The sequence below is a fragment of the Nautilia lithotrophica genome, from assembly GCF_054656815.1.
This window is the reverse complement of record NZ_BAAHXN010000001.1, coordinates 240,542-260,831: the sequence shown is the minus strand read 5'-3', so window position 1 is coordinate 260,831 and position 20,290 is coordinate 240,542. Positions and strand designations below refer to the sequence as shown.

Sequence of the window (20,290 nt, the reverse complement as noted above, 5' to 3'; positions counted from 1 at the left end):
GAGGATGAATAAGTTTACTATTAAAAAATCATTTGCTATAAGTGCGGGAGCTGGAAGCGGTAAAACTTATACGCTTTCAAGAAGATATATAAACGCATATTTGGGATATGATTTTTTTGTATCAGATAATGAAAAAGCAGAAGTTGAATTTAGTGAAAAAGACAAATTTGCAGCCGAAATAGATGAAATAGTAACTATGACTTTCACTAATGCTGCGGCAAGTGAAATGAAAGAGAGAATTTTTTCTCTTATGAAAAGTATAGTTTCGACAATTGAAGGAAATGAAAAAGAAAAAAAGAAAAATCAACTTGAGTTTATCGATAAGTTGAGTAATGATGAAAAAAATTACATAAAATCAAGACTAAAAGAGGGACTCACTCAAATAAACGATGCGATAATCACTACGATTCACGGCTTTTCTTTAATGATGATAAAAAGATATGCCGATTACCTGAAGATTAATATCGAAGATATTATTGACGAGCTTGAACAAGAAGAGCTGTTTTTTAAAAGTTTTAATGAATCTTTAAAAGAAAACAAAGATCTTATTGCTGATATTTTGGAAGATTTATCTCTTTATAAAATAACCACTTACAGCAAAAAATATGTTTTTAACCCTAAATTTAAAGAGGGTATTGATAATTTTGAAGATATAAAAGACTTGCATAAACTTTATATTGACTTGCATAAAGACAATATAAAGAAAATATTAAAAAAACAAGAATATATGGATTATATTGATGAGCTTGCGAGCGGAAATAATATTACATTTTTACAATATCTTAAATCTATTAATATTAAAAGCAAAGATTTTTTTGATGAAAACGAAAAAGAAATTGCAGACAAAACTACTAAAAAATTAAGAAAAGACATTGAACCTGTTAACGAAGAATACGAACAGAAATTTTTAATTCATATAAATAATCTTAAAAAATTTCTTCAAAGTGTATATGACAATTACCATAAAAATTTAGGTAACAAACTTGATTTTAATAAAATAATACAAAACCTCCACAAATTACTCGAAGTTAAGGATATAAAACTCAAATACGTTATGGTTGACGAATTTCAGGACAGTAATACAATTCAATACGAAATAGCAAAAAAAATATCAAAAAATCTCTTTATCGTAGGGGATGAGAAGCAGGCTATTTACGCATTTCAGGGTGGGGAGATTGAAGTATTTAAAAGAGCTAAAGATGAGCTTAAAATTATAGAGCCTTTAAGTGAAAACAGAAGAAGCGATAAAAAAATCATCGAGTTTGTAAACGAGAAATTCAATAAACTTTTTGAAAAAAAAGATTTGATTGTTGATAATGATTTTTGTGCAAGTTATGAATCGCTTGAAGCCGTCAGTGAAGAAGATGGAGAAATAGCCGTATTGTTTACCGAAGCGGAAAAAAATGAAAACGAAGTTCAAATTGAAGCTGAAAATATTGCAAAATTTATTCAATTGGTAGTAAACGGAAATGTTTATCCACATATAAAAGAAAAATATATCGATAAAGGCGAAAAGGCAATAGGCGTTATATATGATTCAAAGACTCATATGCACTATTTAAAAACCGAACTTGAAAAATTAGGTATTCCCGCAAAAATCAATGGAGTTGAAGAATTTTGGGATGAAGAAGAGATTAAAGATATTATGGCTGTTTTGAAAGTTAGACAAATAATAAATAAAGATGAATTAATCAACACCGATAAATTTTTTATAACCGGTGCTTTAAACGGAAAGATTTATAATAAAACGGATAAGGAAATTAAAGAGCTTTTAAATAATGAAGAAAAATTAAAAGAAATTTTTAAATTTGACGAGGAGGTATTGCATAAATTTATAAGAAAAATTTTTATAAGTAGCGGTGCTTATAAAAGATACGATAATCCAAATGCGGCAAAAGCCAATATTGAAGAATTGATTAAGGAAGTTATCAATTTGGAGGAAAAATACAATTATGACGAAAGAGCGATACTTGAAATTTTGGAAAAAAACTTTTTTAACGCCGATAAAAGGATAGCAAAGTATGACAGCGAAATAGCCAACTCCGTTGAGCTCTCATCTATTCATTACACCAAAGGTCTTGATTATCCTATTATAATACTCGCCCAAGCTCATAAAAACTTAAAACCGAACAGACAAGACGGAGTAATAGATACGAAATATTCCATTGACGGGAAAGAAAAGTATTTAATAGGGTTTAAGATTGACGAATATAAACCTCTTGCTTACAGGATTTCGGATTTTATAGATAGACTGAAATTCTATGAAGAGAAAAAAAGACTTCTTTACGTGGCACTTACAAGAGCAAAACACAATATCGTTATTTCAACTGCAAAAAAACCACCTGAGAACAGCTACGCAAAATGGCTTGATGTTGATAAATTAAAAGAAGTGAAATTAATCAATTCGGATTCGGATAAAAAAGAAGAAATTATTTTAATAGATTGTTTTGAAGGAGAATTTATAGAAAACATCGAAATACCTTCATTTAACGAAAAGGCTAATTTAGGAACTGCTGTCCATAAAATAATAGAACTTTACCATGATGATTTAAGTAATGAAAAAATACGAAAGATATGTGACGTATATGCGGTTGAGTTTGACGAAGTGAAAAAAATGATAGAAAAATTTCAAAAAAGTGAAGTGTATAAAGAGCTAAAAAGAGCTAAATACAAAGAGTTTGAGTGGGAGTTTGAGGATGAGGAAGGATTTGGTAGGATAGATTTGTGGTATGAGATTGGTGGAGTGTGTAAGGTTGTGGATTTTAAAACAGGAAAAGAATGGGATTATTCAAAACAGCTTGAAAGATATAAAAAAGCCCTTGAAAAGCATGGGTTTAAAGAAATTGAAGGCGTGTTACTTTTTTTAGGAGAAAACAATGGTTAGTTACTCGAAACTCAGAGGCAGAATATTCGGTAAAAAATCTAAGACACTAAGCTCTTTAATATACGAATTTCACCAAAAACATTCCTTAAAAAGAGAAATTTCTTTTTTAGAAGCAAATTTTATTATTCAAAATATTATTAAAAACTTAAATTTAAAGCATTTCGATTATTTAGATGAGTATGATGAAATTGTCGGATTTTTGATTGAAGTTAAAAGAAACGATGTGGATATTGACGAGCTTGATTTTGAAAAGATTAAAAAAGAGGAATTGAAAATAATTTTAAATGCTTATAATGAGTTTTTGAAAGAAAAAAATTTAGCGGATATCGCAGATATAGAAAAATTTGTATTAGAAAACATAGACGAAAAACACGAGATTGATGAGTTTGAAAACGAGCATATACATTTTTTTGATTCCATGCTGCAAAAAAAGATTTTAGAAAAAATAAAAGGTGAAGTTTTAAAAGAAACGTTGCCAGATAACAACACAGAAATTAAAACTCTTGAATGTTTTGATGAGTTTGATGAGGTGGTTAAGGTGTTTAAGCTTATAAGAGAATTGATTGATAATGGTGAAAACATCGAAAATATAAAAATTTTTGCAACCGATATCGATAAATATTTTAAAATATTTGAAGCTTTGGCCTATGAATATAAAATACCGGTATATTCAACCAAAGGACTTGAAGTTAAAAGATACTCAAAAGGAAGAGTATACGCAAAACAAAAAGCAAAACACCTTCAAAAGAAACTTCAAAATTTAGGGATTAACGTAAATATAAAAGATATTGAAAAAAATATTTTAAACGAGAGATTTTTGGTAAAAAACGGAATTGAAATAACCGAAACCAATCAGATTTATTTATATAAAAATATCAAACATCTTTTTTTAGTGGGTGCAAATATTGAAAGTTTCCCGCCAAGCAGGGATAAAAACATCTTTTATGTTAAAGATTATGAAAAAATTTTTTACAAAAACAGTCTTTATAAATCCTCTTTGTCAATTTTAAACAGAATGCAAAAAATAGCAAAAAACATTACAGCAACCCATCAAAAAGGCAATCTTTCAATATTAATCAATGAAAATCCTTTGAATAAAACGTTTGAATTTAACTCAAAAAAAGAAGAAGTTTCAAAACCATATGAAAATGTGCCGTATGAACTTAAAAAATGTAGTGTTTCACAGATAAACACATATACTAAATGCCCGAAACAATATTTTTTTAAATATGTGTTAGGTCTAAAAGCTCCTCAGGAAGAAATAGAAGAAATGGATATAATGCTTAAGGGTGAAATAATGCATAAAGCTTTTGAAATAGCTGTTAGAGAAGATATTAGCGATATAGAAGTGTTAATAAAAAAAGCATATGAAGATGAAAAAATTAAAAAAAAGTTAACAGGCAGCATATATGAAGAACTTTATAAAGTGGAACTTAGAAAAATATTAAAGCATTTTCTTGAATATATTCAGGATATAAACATAAAAAATTCGAAAGCTGAATATAAAATTTTTCTTGATAATAATTTAGAAATAATAGATGAAGAAAATCATCAACAAAAAGATCCTGAGAATTATTTTTTTAAGGGTGTCATTGATAGGCTTGACGTAAATGAAGAAATTGAGATTATTGATTATAAGTCGTCAGACAGCAAGAAAAAAAGCGATTTTGAAATTAAAGAAGGGAAAATAAAAGACATTCAGCTCGGACTTTATTCATATTGGGCAAAACGTAAATTTGACAAACTTGTAAACGCGAAATTAGTTACCTTTAAAAAAGGATTTAATCAATTTGTAAAAATGAAAGAGTGTGATAAAGAAAAAGGATATATCTGTTACAACCAGGAATATGAAAAAACACTTAAAAATCATATTTTTGATACAGTCGCTAAAATAAAAAAAGGTGAGTTTAATTATATTAATGAGCCTGATTGTGAGTATTGTGATTATGAGAAGATTTGTAAAAGGTAAATAATGCAAAAAAATGCAATTTTTTCAAAAAACAGGAAATATAGATATGTATTATCGAGAATATGGGACGATACAAAAGAAAAAATAGTGTTTATTGGATTAAATCCTTCCACTGCTGATGAAACTATAGATGACCCAACTGTTAGGAAATGTATAGCTTATGCTAAAAAATGGGGATATGTAGGATTTTATATGTTGAATTTGTTTGCTTACAGGGCCACAGAGCCAGGAAAAATGATAGAAAATTCTTAGTTTTTAAAATTTCTTTGTAAAGTTTCAAAATTTCTTACCTTGTTTTAATGCTTCTTTTTAAGTAAAATTTCTCTCAAAGAGGTTTGATAAAAGGATTTTCTAATTGAAAAAACTCGTTACCGACAAAAAGACTTCCGAAAGAATGAAAAAAATCAAATCCAAAAATACGAAAATAGAAATAATTCTTAGAAAAGCTTTATGGAACGAAGGAATAAGATATAGGATTAATTGTAAAGACGTCTTTGGCAAACCGGATATTTGTTTTAAAAAATATAAAATTGCCGTTTTTTGTGACAGCGAATTTTGGCACGGCAAAAAATTTTTAGAAGGTGAGAAGTTTAAAAGAAATAAGGATTTTTGGGAATCCAAAATTTTGAGAAACATAGAAAGAGACAAAAAAGTTAATCAGATTCTAAAAGAAGAAGGCTGGACCGTTTTAAGGTTTTGGGGAAACGAAATAATCAAAAATACGGAAGAGGTAGTAAATAAAATAAAAGAAGTTTTAGAAAACAAGAAAAACGAAAATAAAAAAATAAAGGGTTAATATAATGAACGTAGTTGATTTGTTTTGTGGAGCCGGAGGTTTTAGTTTTGGCTTTGAGTTAGCGGGATTGAAAGTTAAATATGGAATTGACGTATGGGAACCCGCTTTAAGAAGTTTTAAAGAAAATCACGATTATTCCGAAGTTTTAATGGAAGACATTTTTGAATTTAAAGGAAAAAGATTAAACGAAATCTTTAGTCAAATAGACGTTATATTAGGCGGACCTCCTTGTCAAGCATTTTCTACCGTAGGTAAAAGGGCTTTGGACGATAAAAGGGCGTTACTCGTAAAGGAATATGCGAGAATCATAAAAGAAGTGAAACCGCAAGTATTCGTTTTTGAAAACGTTAAAGGATTTCCGAGTTTTGCGAAAGGAATCCTTTTAAGAGAAATATTGGACCTTTTTGACTCGTTGGGCTACGAATTGACTTTTGGGGTACTAAACGCAAAAGATTACGGAGTCCCTCAAAACAGAGAAAGATTTATTATAATAGGGGCCTTGGATAAGAAAATAGAATTTCCGGAGCCTTTGAATTTTGAATGGTCTTTTAGGGACGCGACTTCGGATTTACCGGAAATTCACGCTGGAGAAAAAGCGGAAAGATATTTAACCGAACCCCAAAACGATTTACAAAGGTATTATAGAAGAAAATCTCCAGAAGTTTTAACCGAACACGAAGCAAAAAATCATTCCAATAAATTACTGGAAATGATGAAATTTATACCCGAAGGAAAATCGGCTCACGAAGTATTTTTGAATATGCCGGAAGAATTGAGACCTACTTCCGGGTATAAAAATACTTATAAAAGAATAAAATGGGATGAGCCGGCGCCAACCATTACCAGAAACTATTGCGTGCCATCAAGCAGTAATTGTATCCATCCTCAATATAACAGGGCTCTTACTTTAAGAGAAGCGGCAAGAATCCAAAGCTTTCCGGACGATTTCGTATTTTACGGAAGCGATACGGATAAAAGAATCCAAGTGGGAAACGCGGTTCCGCCCCTTCTTGGTAAAGCTATCGCAGAACAAATTTTAAAAAGTTTTAATTAAATATTTTCTCTATAATCGTATCGCTACAATATATTTCTGGATTCTTCGTTTCAATTACTACTTTTTCGTTCCCACTATTAGAAACATAAGTAATTTTCTCGTCTATTGGTACATTGCTATTTTCGACTTCCTTGTTAAACTCATTTAAAATCGAAGATAAAAATTCCGTTTTTTCTTTTAAATTTTTTATTGAATCGATATGCTTAACGATAAAATCCCTTTTCTCTTGAGGTTTGTCAAGAAGGCTTAATTCTTTTTTTAAAAATACAATTTCAGACTTTACTTTTTGGGTATATTCTAAAATTCGATTAATCAATTCTAATTTTCCACTTTGTTTAAGAAAATTCTTAAAATTAATGAAACTCCACAGTAGATTTCCATTTGATTTTGGCGATAACAAGTTTTTAATATTATTTAAGTCTTTTGTAATTTTTTTAATTTTTTCGAAAGCCTCTTTATATTCATTACTTCCTTTTTTTGTTGGTTTTGGTACGGATAAGACGCTCGTTTTAATTTTTATCGTAAGAATCTTTAGCAAAGGATTCAATCGAATTAAATATAATATTCCTTTTTTATCGTTATCACATTTAATAATATTTTCTATTTCGTTTATTCCACCAATCCACAAAACAATAATGTCTGAGTTTGTAATTTTATGTAATTTTAAAGGAGTGTCTATAATATAAAAATCATTGTTTTTTTTGATTTTGAATTTATCTGGAGAAGTTCTTTGTAATTCTATTCGTTTTCCATCGTAAAGAAAATCTGCGACTCCCATATCTTTAGGTCTTTCAAGAAATAAGTTATAATTCTGGTCTACACCGGTTCTTTGTAAAGGTAATTCCAAAATTTTTTCTTTAAAAGATATTTCCGCAACCCATCCCGCCATTAAATTAGCAAAATATTCTTCGGGATATCTATCGCTCATACTTCTTCTTAAATTAGCCAAAGGGTTGATTTTTGTTCCACTGATTCTCATCATAATTTCAAGCATAATTAATAACGCCGTCGTTTTTCTAATTTCGGACAAAATGAAATTTAATTCTTCTTCGTTTAATTCATTCAAAATAAAAGTATGCCCAGTTCTTTCGAGAGATTTTTCCAACATTCCCTTTATTTTTTGATACCTATCCGTGGATTCCTTTAAAATTTGCACTGCGTCCAAAAGTAGTCCCATATAATTAACTATATTTTTTACATCTTCGGCTTTAATTTGACAATTTTTAAAATTGGTCGCCTCAAAATTGTTTAATTTTTCCACGAGTTCTTCATACGACTTAATTTCCGCGTTTTTAAATTTTTCGTAAATATATTTTACGAAATTTCTAAATTCGTTTAATTTTGGTATTTCGGTTGGTTTTAAGCCTTTTTTTTCAATATATTCGTCTTCCAATAATTCTACCATTTGTCCTAATGAATTAGTAAATTCGTCCACATTACATAATAGCCCCATTTTTCTCCCTTTATTTTTATTAATGAATAATTATAACCAAATTAAAACCTAATAATCGCAGATTTCTTTTATTTTCTTTATATTACTTAAATACTCTTTTAACTTTGCTTTTTTCATACCTTTACTGGTATTCGGGACTAAAAAACTAATAGTTTTATTTATTTTAGGTACATAAATAATTTTAAACCACCACTTAGGAATATTAACGTTGTTCTTTAACTTTCCTATGCTTCCACAGCTTCCCGTAATTACTTCTACCTTTCCATATTTGACCGCTTCAAATCTCGCGAATCTCTCCACTTTTGCCCAATATTTGCGGTTTAACCATTTTGCTTGCGGACTTATGTTGCTCATCAAAAACGTTTCTTTTTGGATTCCCCTCTCATAATCAAAGCTCGCATTCGGAGCATTATGTTCCCGGTCGTATCCTGAATGCGTATAATCGTTAGAATACGAGCGGCATTTTCTCGGCAGTTCGTAATCTGGTTTAAAACTAATATGTTTTTTCGAATAATTGTTCTGATTAACTAAATTTCCATAAAGAGTATAGGCTACAAAATCGGGTTCTTTTTTACCGCAGCTGTAACAAATGTCGAAAGCTTTTTTGTGTAAAACGATGTCGCATTTGTGGTCTTCAAAATATTTATTTAGGTGAGGCGTAAATTTCGACTGAAAAGCTAAAAGCAGGGCGGGTATTAAAACTAATAGTTTTTTAAACATTTGCGGATTCCTTTTAAACTTCAGTTATTGTTATTTATCGGTTCAGTATTTAAAAAGAAATTTTAGCAAATAAATCCTTCCGTTTTCCTCCCGGGACGTATATGAATGAAAACTAATAGTTTTTTGTACTAATTAAAATTTTAATCGATTTGTTTTTTCGGATTCCGCATATGCCTCAGGTTTACTTTTTAAGTTTACTTTTTGAATTAGATTATCGCAGAAATTACCGAATTTTAGGGGATATGTAAATGTAGGCTTGGCGTCCCCGGCGCGATTCGAACGCACGACCCCCACCTCCGCAGGGTGGTGCTCTATCCAACTGAGCTACGGGGACAAACGAATGGAATTATATCAAAATTGGTTTTTTAAAACAATGGCGGCTGCTATTGCGAATTCTTTTTCGTGAGTGATGGAAATATCGATTTTTTCGATATTAAAGTATTTATATTTTTCTTTTGTCAAAAAGGCTATTGGTTTTCCTTTAGATGTCTTTGATATGTTTATGTCGTGAAAAGAAAGCTCAGAGCCTATTCCGCATCCTAAAGCTTTTGATATTGCTTCTTTGGCAGCCCAGAAACCGGCCGCTGTCTGCGGGGATTTTATAAGGTTTATTTCCGATTCGTTTAAAAATTTTTTTAAAGCCCTGTTTCCGAATTTGTTTATCATTTTTTCAATTCTTGGAATAGAAACAATATCAATACCTATCATTATTGAATTACAAACTCCGTAAAGTAAACGTGTCTTATTTCACCGGTTGTAAGAATTTCATTTATTTTTCTTTTTATTTCTTCTTTTAATTTTTCTTTACCTTTTGCCGTTTGAATCTCTTCTACGGTTTTGCTTGAAAGAATTCTAATGATTAAATCTCTTATTGCAGGAAGTTTTTTGTCAACTTCTTGTTGTAATTCAGGCGAATCAAGTTCAAGGTCAATTTTACATTTTAAATATCTGCTTGAATTATTTGATACAAGATTTACTATAAATTGGTCGAGCGGATATATAGGACCTATTTCAGTCATATTTTCTACTTTTTTCTTTTTCTCTATTTTTTGAGGCTCTTGAGGCTGGTTGGCTTGTTCTTCATCACCCCCGCTTAATAGAAAATATGCCACTAAACCACCTACGATTAATAATATCAGTAAAAGGACAATTATTACTATCAATAATAATTTACTGCTTCCGCCTTCTTTTTTTTCTTCCTGAACTTCTTGGTTTTCTTTTTCTTCAGCCATTTTCATCCTTTGAATTAGTTTGTTATAATTTTAGCAAAAAAGGTTTATTTTGATAAGCGACTTCTTTTATATAATCGGTAAAAGTGCAATTGATTTTATAGAGGGGCTGGGTAAATTTACGATATTTCAATTGAAACTATTGCCGCTTTTTATAAAACCGCCTTTTAGAATCAAGCAGATTTTAGAACAGATAAATTTTATGGGATTTGGTAGCTTGGGCGTTATATTTTTAACTTCGTTTTTTACCGGACTTGTTGAAGCGGTGCAGTTATATAACGGCTTTCATAAGTTTGGTGTTGAAGATTTTATGGGATATACGATCTTTATATCCATATGTAAAGAATTAGGACCCGTTTTTGCAGCACTGATGGTGGTGAGTAGGGGAATAAGTGCTTATGCGGCAGAACTTGGAAGTATGAGAGTAACGGAGCAGATAGACGCTTTAGACGTAATGGCGGTGGATTCAAAACAATATCTTATAATTCCAAGAATTTTAGGCACCATCATATCTTTGCCTCTTTTAATACTTTTTTTTGATGCTGTGGCTAATATCGGGGCTTATTTGATTTCAGTATATACGCTTGATGTAAACGGATATACATATGTTGAAAATATTAAGCAGTTTGGTGAATTTGATGATTTTACAGAAGGTATAGTTAAAGGTGTTGTATTTGGATACTTAATCAGTGCGGTAGGGACATATATAGGATACAATACAAGGGGAGGGGCGAAAGGTGTCGGAATTAGCACCACAAAAGCCGTTGTGATTTCTTCAATTTTAATTTTTGTAGCGGATTATATAGTTTCTGCTTTATATTTAATCTTTTGAAGGAATTAATCCTTCATTCTTCTTAAGTATGCCGGAATATCAAGCGCGTCGCTGTCAAGCTCTATACCACCGACTACTTTTTTTGTAAATGATTGCATAATTTCTTCTTTTATGTCATTTACAGGTTTTTTCATTTCTTTGCTTTTTTCAAATCCTGTAGCTACGATTGTGACTTTTATTTCGTCAGGCGCCAAGCTGTTGTCTGTTGTTGTTCCGAATATAATATCAGCGTCTTCGTCAGCTTTTTCATATACGATATTCATACCTTCGTCAATTTCCGCAAGTGGATAATCGTCATGAAGTGTAAAATGAACAAGCACACCCATAGCACCATCGATAGATAAATTGTCAAGAAGTGGTGATTCTATTGCTTTTTTGATTGCATTAAACGCCGCGTTTTCACCTTGATCTTGTCCCATACCCATAAGAGCAAGACCCTGATGTGACATGACGGTTCTTAAGTCGTTAAAGTCAACATTGATATCGTTTTCACCATAACTGATAACCATATTTGAAATACCGCCTACAGCCTGATATAAAACATCATCAACAAGTGCGAATGCTTCTCTTCTTCCTACTTTTCTGTCAATAATAGTAAGCAGTTTTTCATTAGGTATTACCACTATGGAATTTGCTTCATGTTTTAGTTCGGTAGTTCCTGATTCGGCAAGTTTTCTTCTTTTTGGACCTTCAAATGGAAAAGGTTTTGTTACTACACCGATCGTTAGAGCTCCGACTTCTTTAGCCGCTCTTGCTATTACGGGTGCTGCACCCGTTCCGGTTCCACCGCCCATTCCGGCTGAAATAAATACAAGATCAGCCCCCTGGAGAGCTTCTTTGATTTCTTCATATGTCTCTTCTGCAGCCTTCATTCCTATTTCCGGTTTCATTCCGGCACCAAGCCCGTTTGTAAGGCGAGATCCAAGTTGGATTTTTTTATGTGCTTTGCTTGTTTTAAGCGCTTGAATGTCGGTATTGGCTGCTATTAATTCAACGCCTTTAATTCCCTGTGTTGCAATATAATTAATCATATTGTTTCCACCGCCGCCAACACCAATTACTTTTATTACCGGTCCGTCTATTGTTTCATTAATTTTGAATAGTTCGTTCATGTTCTCCCCTTAAAATAAATTATTTAACCATGTTATTAGTTTTTTGAATGGATTGACTTTTTGAGATTTTTGAGATGCTATATTTGCTAGTTCCTCCTTTTCATCCATTTGTTTAGTTTCAGTATTTGATTCTTCTTCAAACTGAATGTCAAAAACATGTTCAGATTTAAACTGCTGATTTGAATCTTTTTCGTATTTGTTGTTTTCTCCGTTTCCGTATAATAATAATCCTATGACAGTGGCATATTCTGGGGCCTGCAGATTTTCTACAAGTCCGTTTATGACTTTCGGCTTTCCGACTCTTACCGGATGTCCGTCAAAAAACTGAGACGCTATTTCTTTTACGTTGTAAAAATTTGTAAAACCGCCGGTTAAAACGATTCCGGCACCGAGTTTATTTTTAAGTCCGCTTCTTTCGATTTCTTTGTTCAGAAGTAAAAACGTTTCTTCAACTCTTGCGCTGATTACCTGAGTAATTGTTGTTAAAGAAGCTTTTTGTTTTTCGTTTTCGTTTCCGATAACCGAAATTTCAATTAAATCTTCATCAGTTTTAATTAACTCTTCAAAGTGAGTTTTTATATACTCAGCTTCGCTCGGAGTAGTGTGCAGCGCCATTGACAGGTCACTTGTAATATGATGGCTTCCGACTGCTAAAAAGTCTGTATATCTTAACGCTTTATTTAAATATATAGCTAAATCGGAAGTGGTTGCACCGATATCAATTACGGCTACTCCTAAATCCTTCTCATCTTCGTTTAAAACGGCAAGGGCACTCGCATATCCGGCGTTTACGATATTTGCTATTTCAATGCCTGCTTGTTTGAATGTTTTTTTAAGGTTTTCCATACCGGATTTTTGGGCTATTATTATATGTAAAGAAACTTCAAGTCTGCTCCCGCTCATTCCCTGAGGGTCTTCTATTTCACTTAATTCATCCACTTTGAAATCATAAGGTATTGCCTGAAGAACAACGTAATCATTTGGAATTGTCGCATTATATAAAGCGGTTTGTATTGCTCTATTGATTTCTTTTAAGGTAACTTCATTGCCAGGAATATTAACAATACCATTACTTTTTATACTTTGTGTATATGTTGAAGATATTGAAACGATGGCTTTGTTTATTTCAATTCCCGCTATTCTTTTAGCGTCACTTACAGCTTGTTTGATGGATTTTGCTGCTTCATCTATATTTGTAATGGCACCTTTTTTAATGCCTTTGCTTTTTGCTATTCCCACCCCGCTTATAGATAGTTCGTCATCAACGTTGGCAATTATTGCGATGGTTTTATAACTACCTACATCAATAGCTAAAATTGATTTCAATGTTCTTCCTTTATTTTACATAACTTACAATATTGTATTTTGCCATTAAATCTTTAATTAAATCGTCAAGTAACGCTGCATTTAAAGTAGCATCGGCCATTGCAGCAATTTGGTCTTTGTTTTTTTCAAATTTAGCTTTATCCAGCAACTTCTGTTCCAAAACTTTGTAAACAACGGCTTTTTGAGGATTTAAAGCCGGAATTAAAAGGTAATTTTTGTTTTTTTCAAGACTGAATTCCGTAAATAAAAATTCTGTTGCTTCTTCAGGTGTTAAACCTTTAATTTTATTTGCGTCATATTTTGTAACAAATCCTGTTTTCAGTCCTGAAAAGTTATTAAGTGTTTCTTTTGCTTTGTTTTCAAGTGCAGCCAGTGTTTTAATATGCAATAAATCTTTTGTAACCAATGCTTTTGCTTTTTCATACGGAAGAGGTTTTGGTTTGATTTCTTCTACAAGTTTAGCGCTGATATATTCATCTTTGTCAACGAAAGGTTTTAAATACCCTGTTTGAATCAGTTTTTGCATTTTTTCAGCCGGTATTATTTTATTGTTAATAGTAAGTGTTAATAGTTCATAATTTTCGGCACCTTCTTTGAGCTTTTTGTATGCGATTATTGCGTCTTTTTTAGATATTTTTGCAAGATAGTCTTTTTTAACCTGATTTTTTGCTTCTTCGTAAGTTAAAATTTCACCTTTGTCGTTTCTGTAGTTTGTTTTGTTGTCGTTATAGTAAGCTTTTAAATCATTTTCAGTCGCCACACCTTTAATAGGGGTTTTTACGATAGCGATTTTATACATTGTCGGTGATTGGTATTTGTCTTTGTTTTGTTCCCAGAAAGCTTTTATTTCGTCTTCGCTAAGATTAACTTTTACCGATGATTTGTTGATTATTTTTATTTCCAGATTGTCGCTGTTATAAAGAGCACTTGCAAACGTTAACTGAAGGGTTTTTGAAGGTTTGATGTGTAATGCAGTTAATAGTTTTTGAATTAAAAGCTGTTTTTTCAGTTTTTCTTCAAAATCTTTGGCTTTTTGGCCTGTTTGAGTTAAATACTGAATATATGTTTTTTTGTCTTTGAAATATTGAAGAACTTGTTTTGCTACTTCTTCATCCGTTACATACATGCCTAAATCTTTGGCGTATTGTCTTAAAATTCCCTGCTGAATAGCCATATCAAATGCCTGTTTTTTAAGTCCCATTTTTTCAGCTGTCGCATCGTCTAAAGTTCCGCCTAATTGTCTGTTTTTTTCCTGAAATAAATTATTATAAACTTCCTGAACGTCCTGAATACTTACTTCTGTGTCTTTGATTTTTGCAACGGTTGAGCTTTTTCTTCCGAACTGAAACTGACCCCATCCTACAAATCCTGCACCGATAAAAGCAATCGTAGCAATCCATATAGTAATTACAAGCCATTTTCTATGCGTCTGCATCCATTCAATCATATTTTTCCTTTTAAATTAGTAATTAAGTTGTGAAGTGGTGAAGTTGTGAAGTTTTTATTAAAGTATTACATTTTTCATTTACTTCACAACTTATCTACTTAGTAGCTTCACCACTTTTTATGATATTATAATAAAAAAAAACGCCTGAAAAAAGGGATTTTCAATGAAAAATCAAGAAATTATGCAAAAAGACCTAAAATTTAACTGGCACCCATGCACACAAATGAAAGATCATGAATTTTTACCAATAATTCCCATTAAAAAAGCTAAAGGGGTTTGGCTTGAAGATTTTGAAGGAAACAGATATATAGATGCTATTAGCAGCTGGTGGGTTAATATATTAGGACATTCAAACGAGTATATAAATCAAAAAATAAATAAACAGCTAAATACTCTTGAACACGTTATTTTTGCCGGATTTACACATGAAGGAGCAATTAAACTTAGTGAAAGACTATGTAAATTGACCGGATTTGATAAAGTTTTTTACGCAGATAACGGCAGTAGTGCCGTGGAAGTTGCAATAAAAATGGCGTTTCATTACTGGAAAAACAAAGGGGAGGTGAGGGAGCTTTTTTTAAGTCTTAAAAACTCTTATCATGGAGAAACAATAGGGGCTTTGAGTGTAGGTGATGTCGGGCTTTATAAAGATACATATAAAGAAATTTTAATTAAAAACGTAACTATTCCGATTCCCAAAAACCAAAGTGAAGAAGAAGCAAACAAAGCACTAAAAGAAGCAGAAAAAATTTTTGAAAAACATCATAAAAAAATATCATCACTGATAATAGAACCGTTAGTGCAGTGTGCCGGATATATGAAAATGCATTCGCCTTTGTTTGTTAAAGGGCTTAGAGATTTGTGTAATAAATATGATATTTTAATGATTGCAGATGAGATAGCTGTGGGATTTGGCAGAACCGGCACTATGTTCGCATGCGAACAGGCTGGAATAAAACCCGATTTTATGTGTCTTAGCAAAGGTTTAACCGGTGGATATTTGCCTTTAAGTGTAGTTCTTACAACGGATGAAATATATATGGCGTTTTATTGCGATTATGAGGAACTAAAAGCATTTTTACATTCTCATTCATATACTGCAAACCCTCTTGGGATTGCGGCTGCAAACGCAGTGCTTGATATTTTTGAAACGAAACAATGGAAGATGGAAAACGGAAAATGGTATTCGGTATTGGAAAGAAACAAAAAATTATCAAAATATATTTGGGATAATATTCAAAAATTTAAAGATTTACCAAACGTAAAAGAGATACGCCAAACAGGAATGATTACGGCAATAGAAATGATTGATTATCCGTGGCAGGAAAGAAGGGGGCTTAAAGTTTACGAATACGGGCTTAAAAACGGCGTGCTTTTAAGACCTCTTGGTAACGTTATATATTTTATGCCGCCGTATGTTATCGAGTATGATGAAATAGATAAAATGATTGATGTGGCATATGAGGGAATAAAAAAAGTAGGTAAGTAGTTAAGTTGTGAAATGGATAAGGAAGCATGAGTTTTAGGTAGCAAGTAAAAATGATAGAATTTAGATTTAGGTATTTTATTTTGAAATCTTCAATCTTAAAACTAAAATAATTTTAAAAATGGAGAATTAATAATGGTAAATGTTAAAGAAGCTATTAAAAATTCGCTTTTAAATCCTATCAGGCATTTTAAGCTGCGTTATCTGCCGCTTTTGATGATATATTTTGCATACGGGGCCAGCGGTATAAGCGGAGTTGCGGAGACGTTTTGGGTTAAAGAAGAGCTTAAACTTTCTGCGACTGCACTGGTGAGTTTGGGGGTTTGGCTTAGTATCCCCTGGACTATTAAAATGGTTTTTGGACAACTTGTTGACAGCGTTCCGATTTTGGGATCACAAAGAAGGGTATATGTATATATAGGTGCTTCTCTTATAGCACTCGGAACCATACTTTTAATTGGACTTGCAGGGGATTACCCGTGGGCTAAATTTGCTAGTAAAGAAAATGTGTATATAATATCTGCACTTTTGAGTGTAATAGGGTTTGTGCTCCAGGACGTTGTGGCGGATACGATGAGCACGGAAGTGGTTGATCGAAACCAGCCTGAAGAAATAGTTCAAGAAGAACTTGCTTACGTGCAGATTTTAGGGCGCCTTGCTATATCTCTTGCCGGTGTAATGGTAGCGGGGCTTAGCGGATGGCTTGCACAGATATATTCGTATGAGACCATTTTTAAAATTTCACTAATAATTCCCGTGATATCAGTAATTGGTGTAACGATAGTTAAACTTGATGTGGCAAAACCGAGCCCTGTAAATTGCAAAATACTATGCGGTGGGCTTGCGTTTGCCGTATTTGTCGTATTAATGGGGTATGGGCAGTATCAGCAGTGGCATAACCAAATATTGGCATTTGTGTTTAAATATTCCCAGGAAATTGTGTTTTTGGTAAGTTTTAGTGTTATTGCTTATATGTTAAGTCTTCTTTTAAATGATATAGATCCTAAAACCAAAAGTTTTATTATCAAAACCGCAATTATTATTTTCGTTTACCGGGCGATGCCGAGTGTCGGTCCCGGGCTTCAGTGGTGGGAAATAGATGTTTTACATTTTGATAAGGCTTTTTTCGGAACACTTTCACAAATAGGTGCTATTCTCTCAATTCTCGGAATGTGGCTGTTTAGTGATTTTATAGCTAAAAAACCGGTGCATTATACACTTATTTGGCTTACAATCATTACAACAATTTTGTTTTTGCCTATAATAGGCTTATATTACAACATACCTCAAAGTTTAGGTATTCATCCAAGAACCGTTGCGATTATAGACACTGCCCTTGAATCACCTTTTGCGCAGCTTAGTATGATACCTTTGCTTACATTAATAGCAATTTATGCGCCGGAAGGAAAAAGGGCTACCTGGTTTGCCTTAATGGCTAGTCTTATGAATTTGGCACTTACGGCCGGAGGATTATTTACTAAGTATCTTAACGAAATATTTGTAGTAAGTAGAAAAGTGGTTGAAAACGGCGTGGTTGTCATTCCTCAGGATTATTCTAATTTGGGTTTGCTAATGATAATAGTTACGGTTCTTAATGTTACTATACCGATTGTTACAATATATTATCTGATGGTGGTAAAAAGAAATTAACAATAATTTAAATAAAACTTGATAAATTGTTGACTAATATATAAGTTTTAGTTATAATACTAAAAAAACTTGAGTAAAGGAGAATAAAGTATGGCGATAGTAATGTTGATTTTAATGAATGTTGCCGTAATGGCTTCAATATATCTTACGATATTTTTGATTGAAGCGTTTTTTGGAATTAGATTAGACCAGGGGACGATTAGCGGACTTTTGATTTTATCGTTTATTGTAGGTTTCAGCGGTGCTTTAATATCACTTTTCATGTCTAAATGGCTTGCAAAAATGAGTGCGGGTGTCAGAGTGATTGAATCCCCGAGCAATGAAGCTGAAGCCTGGCTTGTAAATACGGTTGCAAAACTTGCCAAAGAAGCCGGTATCGGAATGCCGGAAGTCGGTGTGTTTGACGGGCCGCCTAATGCATTTGCAACGGGATGGAACAGAAACGACGCACTTGTAGCGGTTTCTACGAGTCTTTTTGATTTAATGGAACTTGACGAAATCGAAGGGGTGCTTGCTCATGAAATTAGTCATATCAAACACGGCGATATGATTACGATGACATTATTACAGGGTGTTTTAAATACGTTTGTATTTTTCATTTCACGCCTTATTGCACAGATTGTCGCACCTAAAGACGAAGAAGGAAACGTAAGTCCTTTTGCGTATATGGCTATAAGTTTCGCGCTTGAAATGTTACTTAGCATATTTGCTACAATGCTTGCAATGTGGTTTAGCAGATACAGAGAATACAAGGCGGATGCGGGTGCCGTGAAACTTGACGGACCGCAGGGTATTTATTATGCTCTTGCAAAACTCGGTCAAATTCCAAAAGAGCAGGTTGCTCTTCCGAGTGACATGAAAGCGTTTGGTATAGTTGGCCTTTTGGATCTTTTCAGCTCACATCCGCCGATTGAAAAAAGACTTGAAAATATTAAAAAAGTTGCAAGAGAGATGGGGTATAATGTTTAAGTAGTGAAGTTGTGAAGCAATTAAGTTGTGAAGGAAAAAAGAAGTGGAAAATGAAAAATTTAAAGAATTTAAAGAGATAATTTTAAAGGCGGGGGAGATATTTAAAGAGGGGTTTTACTCCTCTAAAGAAATTACCCTCAAAGGTAAAAAAGACCTGGTGACGGAATATGATGTAAAAATCGAAGAATTTTTGAAAAAAGAGTTTAAAAAATTTGATTATTCAATAATTGCCGAAGAATCGGTAAAAGACAAATTTGACAATTCAATTATTATCGATCCGATTGACGGGACTACCAATTTTGCCCATCAGATACCGCATTGTGCGATAAGTGTAGGAGTATATGAGAACAAAATGCCAAAATTTGCTTTTGTTTATAATCCTATCCTTAATGAGTTTTATACGGCAATTTCAGGTGAGGGTGCCTATAAAAACGATAAAAGAATTGAAATAAGCAAAAATGATTATTTCCAAAGAGCTTTGATAGCTACAGGCTTTCCGTATTCAAGTGCCGATAATACCGATGATTTGGATTTGGTAATAAACAGACTTCATAAAATACTTCCGAAATGTCAGGATATAAGAAGGCTCGGAAGCGCCGCACTGGATTTATGTTATGTGGCGGAAGGAAAATACGAGGGGTTTTATGAAATTAATTTAAAGCCTTGGGATGTTAGCGCCGGAATGCTTATTGTAAAAGAGGCGGGTGGTGAAATATCAAACGACAGAGGCGAAGAGTTTGATATGTTCAATGATAAATGTATCGTAGCATCAAACGGCCTTATACATAATAAATTAATAGAACTTCTTAATTCTGATAAATAATATCCACATCTTTTGGATATTTAGGCATAAATAATGATTGGTCAACATTTTTTGTTGACTGATTTTTAAATGTTATTACTACTTTGTTCCCTACATCATCAATATACCATGCTTTTTCAAGGTATTTGTCATATATAAAATTAACTTTTTTGTTGTCTATAGTTGCTATGTATTCGTTGTTTTTTGTTTTTTTGGCATTTTTAATCGCATCGAAAAGATTGAATTTCGGTTTTTTTGAAATAGTTACCTGCAGTAAATCAGGCTCATAAATAATTACTTTTTTGTTAATCCAGATATACTTTTCATTCGGATAAGAATATTTCCAAAAAACTTTTTTTGAATCGGTATAAATTTTTCCTTTATATGTTAAGACATTGTTTTCCGAATAAATTTTTTGTATAAAATCTGCGGAGAAATATTCAGGCAGGTTTAAAGCAAACAGATTAAACATCAGTAATAAGTTAAATACGATAATTCTCAATTTTCCATTCTCCATTATCAATTCATTTTATGTTATTATAACAAAAAACTTTGCAAAGG

The 20,290-nt window shown here is 32.3% G+C and carries 17 protein-coding genes, 1 tRNA gene and 1 pseudogene; 10 read left to right on the top strand and 9 right to left on the bottom strand.

The genetic code is table 11. From position 1 onward, the window contains the following. The first annotated feature begins 4 nt into the window (after positions 1-4). The 5 genes and pseudogenes from ACYQ19_RS01320 (at position 5) to ACYQ19_RS01300 (ending at position 6,703) form a co-directional block, all read left to right on the top strand. Positions 5-2,884 (top strand): UvrD-helicase domain-containing protein, encoded by a 2,880-nt coding sequence (locus ACYQ19_RS01320; RefSeq protein WP_459977586.1) that lies wholly within the window; start codon positions 5-7, stop codon positions 2,882-2,884. Beyond that, positions 2,877-4,853: a RecB family exonuclease gene (locus ACYQ19_RS01315; protein WP_459977584.1), complete on the top strand. Its 1,977-nt coding sequence runs from the start codon at positions 2,877-2,879 to the stop codon at positions 4,851-4,853. The genes ACYQ19_RS01320 and ACYQ19_RS01315 overlap by 8 nt, the downstream gene beginning before the upstream one ends. A gap of 3 nt (positions 4,854-4,856) precedes the next feature. Further along, positions 4,857-5,090 (top strand): annotated as a pseudogene (locus ACYQ19_RS01310) (DUF1643 domain-containing protein); the annotation flags it as partial. 118 nt (positions 5,091-5,208) lie between these two features. Beyond that, on the top strand, positions 5,209-5,649 hold the full coding sequence (locus ACYQ19_RS01305) for a very short patch repair endonuclease (RefSeq protein ID WP_459977582.1): 441 nt from the start codon (positions 5,209-5,211) through the stop codon (positions 5,647-5,649). 4 nt (positions 5,650-5,653) lie between these two features. Next, on the top strand, positions 5,654-6,703 hold the full coding sequence (locus ACYQ19_RS01300; RefSeq protein WP_459977580.1) for a DNA cytosine methyltransferase: 1,050 nt from the start codon (positions 5,654-5,656) through the stop codon (positions 6,701-6,703). Here the strand turns inward: ACYQ19_RS01300 and ACYQ19_RS01295 are convergent. From ACYQ19_RS01295 to fliL, 5 genes are all read right to left on the bottom strand, one after another. Beyond that, positions 6,696-8,156, bottom strand: coding sequence for a hypothetical protein (locus tag ACYQ19_RS01295; protein ID WP_459977578.1), 1,461 nt, complete (start codon positions 8,154-8,156; stop codon positions 6,696-6,698). The two genes, ACYQ19_RS01300 and ACYQ19_RS01295, sit on opposite strands and share 8 nt — an antisense overlap. A gap of 48 nt (positions 8,157-8,204) precedes the next feature. Further along, positions 8,205-8,876, bottom strand: a complete 672-nt coding sequence (locus ACYQ19_RS01290; protein WP_459977576.1) for a DNA/RNA non-specific endonuclease — start codon at positions 8,874-8,876, stop codon at positions 8,205-8,207. 257 nt (positions 8,877-9,133) lie between these two features. After that, positions 9,134-9,210 (bottom strand) — tRNA-Arg (locus ACYQ19_RS01285). A 17-nt stretch (positions 9,211-9,227) separates the two neighbouring features. Then, the gene (acpS, locus tag ACYQ19_RS01280) at positions 9,228-9,584 is read right to left on the bottom strand and encodes a holo-ACP synthase (RefSeq protein WP_459977574.1); all 357 of its coding nucleotides are present in this window, start codon (positions 9,582-9,584) and stop codon (positions 9,228-9,230) included. Beyond that, positions 9,584-10,108 (bottom strand): flagellar basal body-associated protein FliL, encoded by a 525-nt coding sequence (fliL, locus tag ACYQ19_RS01275; RefSeq protein ID WP_459977572.1) that lies wholly within the window; start codon positions 10,106-10,108, stop codon positions 9,584-9,586. Before fliL ends, acpS begins: the two co-directional genes overlap by 1 nt. A 49-nt stretch (positions 10,109-10,157) precedes the next feature. Here fliL and ACYQ19_RS01270 point away from each other — a divergent pair, with 49 nt between their 5' ends. Then, entirely contained in the window at positions 10,158-10,937 is a 780-nt protein-coding gene (locus ACYQ19_RS01270) for an MlaE family ABC transporter permease (RefSeq protein ID WP_459977570.1), read from the top strand. 5 nt (positions 10,938-10,942) lie between these two features. Here the strand turns inward: ACYQ19_RS01270 and ftsZ are convergent, their stop codons facing one another. Genes ftsZ through ACYQ19_RS01255 form a run of 3 tightly spaced genes read right to left on the bottom strand, consistent with a single transcriptional unit; the run spans position 10,943 to position 14,822 of the window. Continuing rightward, positions 10,943-12,049, bottom strand: coding sequence for a cell division protein FtsZ (ftsZ, locus tag ACYQ19_RS01265; RefSeq protein WP_459977568.1), 1,107 nt, complete (start codon positions 12,047-12,049; stop codon positions 10,943-10,945). A 9-nt stretch (positions 12,050-12,058) separates the two neighbouring features. Continuing rightward, positions 12,059-13,375: a cell division protein FtsA gene (gene ftsA / locus ACYQ19_RS01260; RefSeq protein ID WP_459977566.1), complete on the bottom strand. Its 1,317-nt coding sequence runs from the start codon at positions 13,373-13,375 to the stop codon at positions 12,059-12,061. Positions 13,376-13,385: 10 nt separating this feature from the next. Then, a complete protein-coding gene (locus ACYQ19_RS01255; RefSeq protein ID WP_459977564.1) occupies positions 13,386-14,822 on the bottom strand; it encodes a peptidylprolyl isomerase in 1,437 nt (478 codons plus the stop codon). Positions 14,823-14,985: 163 nt separating this feature from the next. Here ACYQ19_RS01255 and ACYQ19_RS01250 point away from each other — a divergent pair, with 163 nt between their 5' ends. From ACYQ19_RS01250 to ACYQ19_RS01235, 4 genes are all read left to right on the top strand, one after another. Next, positions 14,986-16,311: an adenosylmethionine--8-amino-7-oxononanoate transaminase gene (locus ACYQ19_RS01250; RefSeq protein WP_459977562.1), complete on the top strand. Its 1,326-nt coding sequence runs from the start codon at positions 14,986-14,988 to the stop codon at positions 16,309-16,311. 132 nt (positions 16,312-16,443) lie between these two features. Beyond that, positions 16,444-17,958: an MFS transporter gene (locus tag ACYQ19_RS01245; RefSeq protein ID WP_459977560.1), complete on the top strand. Its 1,515-nt coding sequence runs from the start codon at positions 16,444-16,446 to the stop codon at positions 17,956-17,958. 90 nt (positions 17,959-18,048) lie between these two features. Continuing rightward, on the top strand, positions 18,049-18,927 hold the full coding sequence (gene htpX, locus ACYQ19_RS01240; RefSeq protein WP_459977558.1) for a protease HtpX: 879 nt from the start codon (positions 18,049-18,051) through the stop codon (positions 18,925-18,927). Between the two features lie 43 nt (positions 18,928-18,970). Next, positions 18,971-19,750: an inositol monophosphatase family protein gene (locus ACYQ19_RS01235; RefSeq protein WP_459977556.1), complete on the top strand. Its 780-nt coding sequence runs from the start codon at positions 18,971-18,973 to the stop codon at positions 19,748-19,750. Here the strand turns inward: ACYQ19_RS01235 and lolA are convergent. Then, positions 19,734-20,246, bottom strand: coding sequence for a LolA-like outer membrane lipoprotein chaperone (gene lolA, locus ACYQ19_RS01230; RefSeq protein WP_459977554.1), 513 nt, complete (start codon positions 20,244-20,246; stop codon positions 19,734-19,736). The genes ACYQ19_RS01235 and lolA overlap by 17 nt on opposite strands. Positions 20,247-20,290 lie beyond the last annotated feature (44 nt).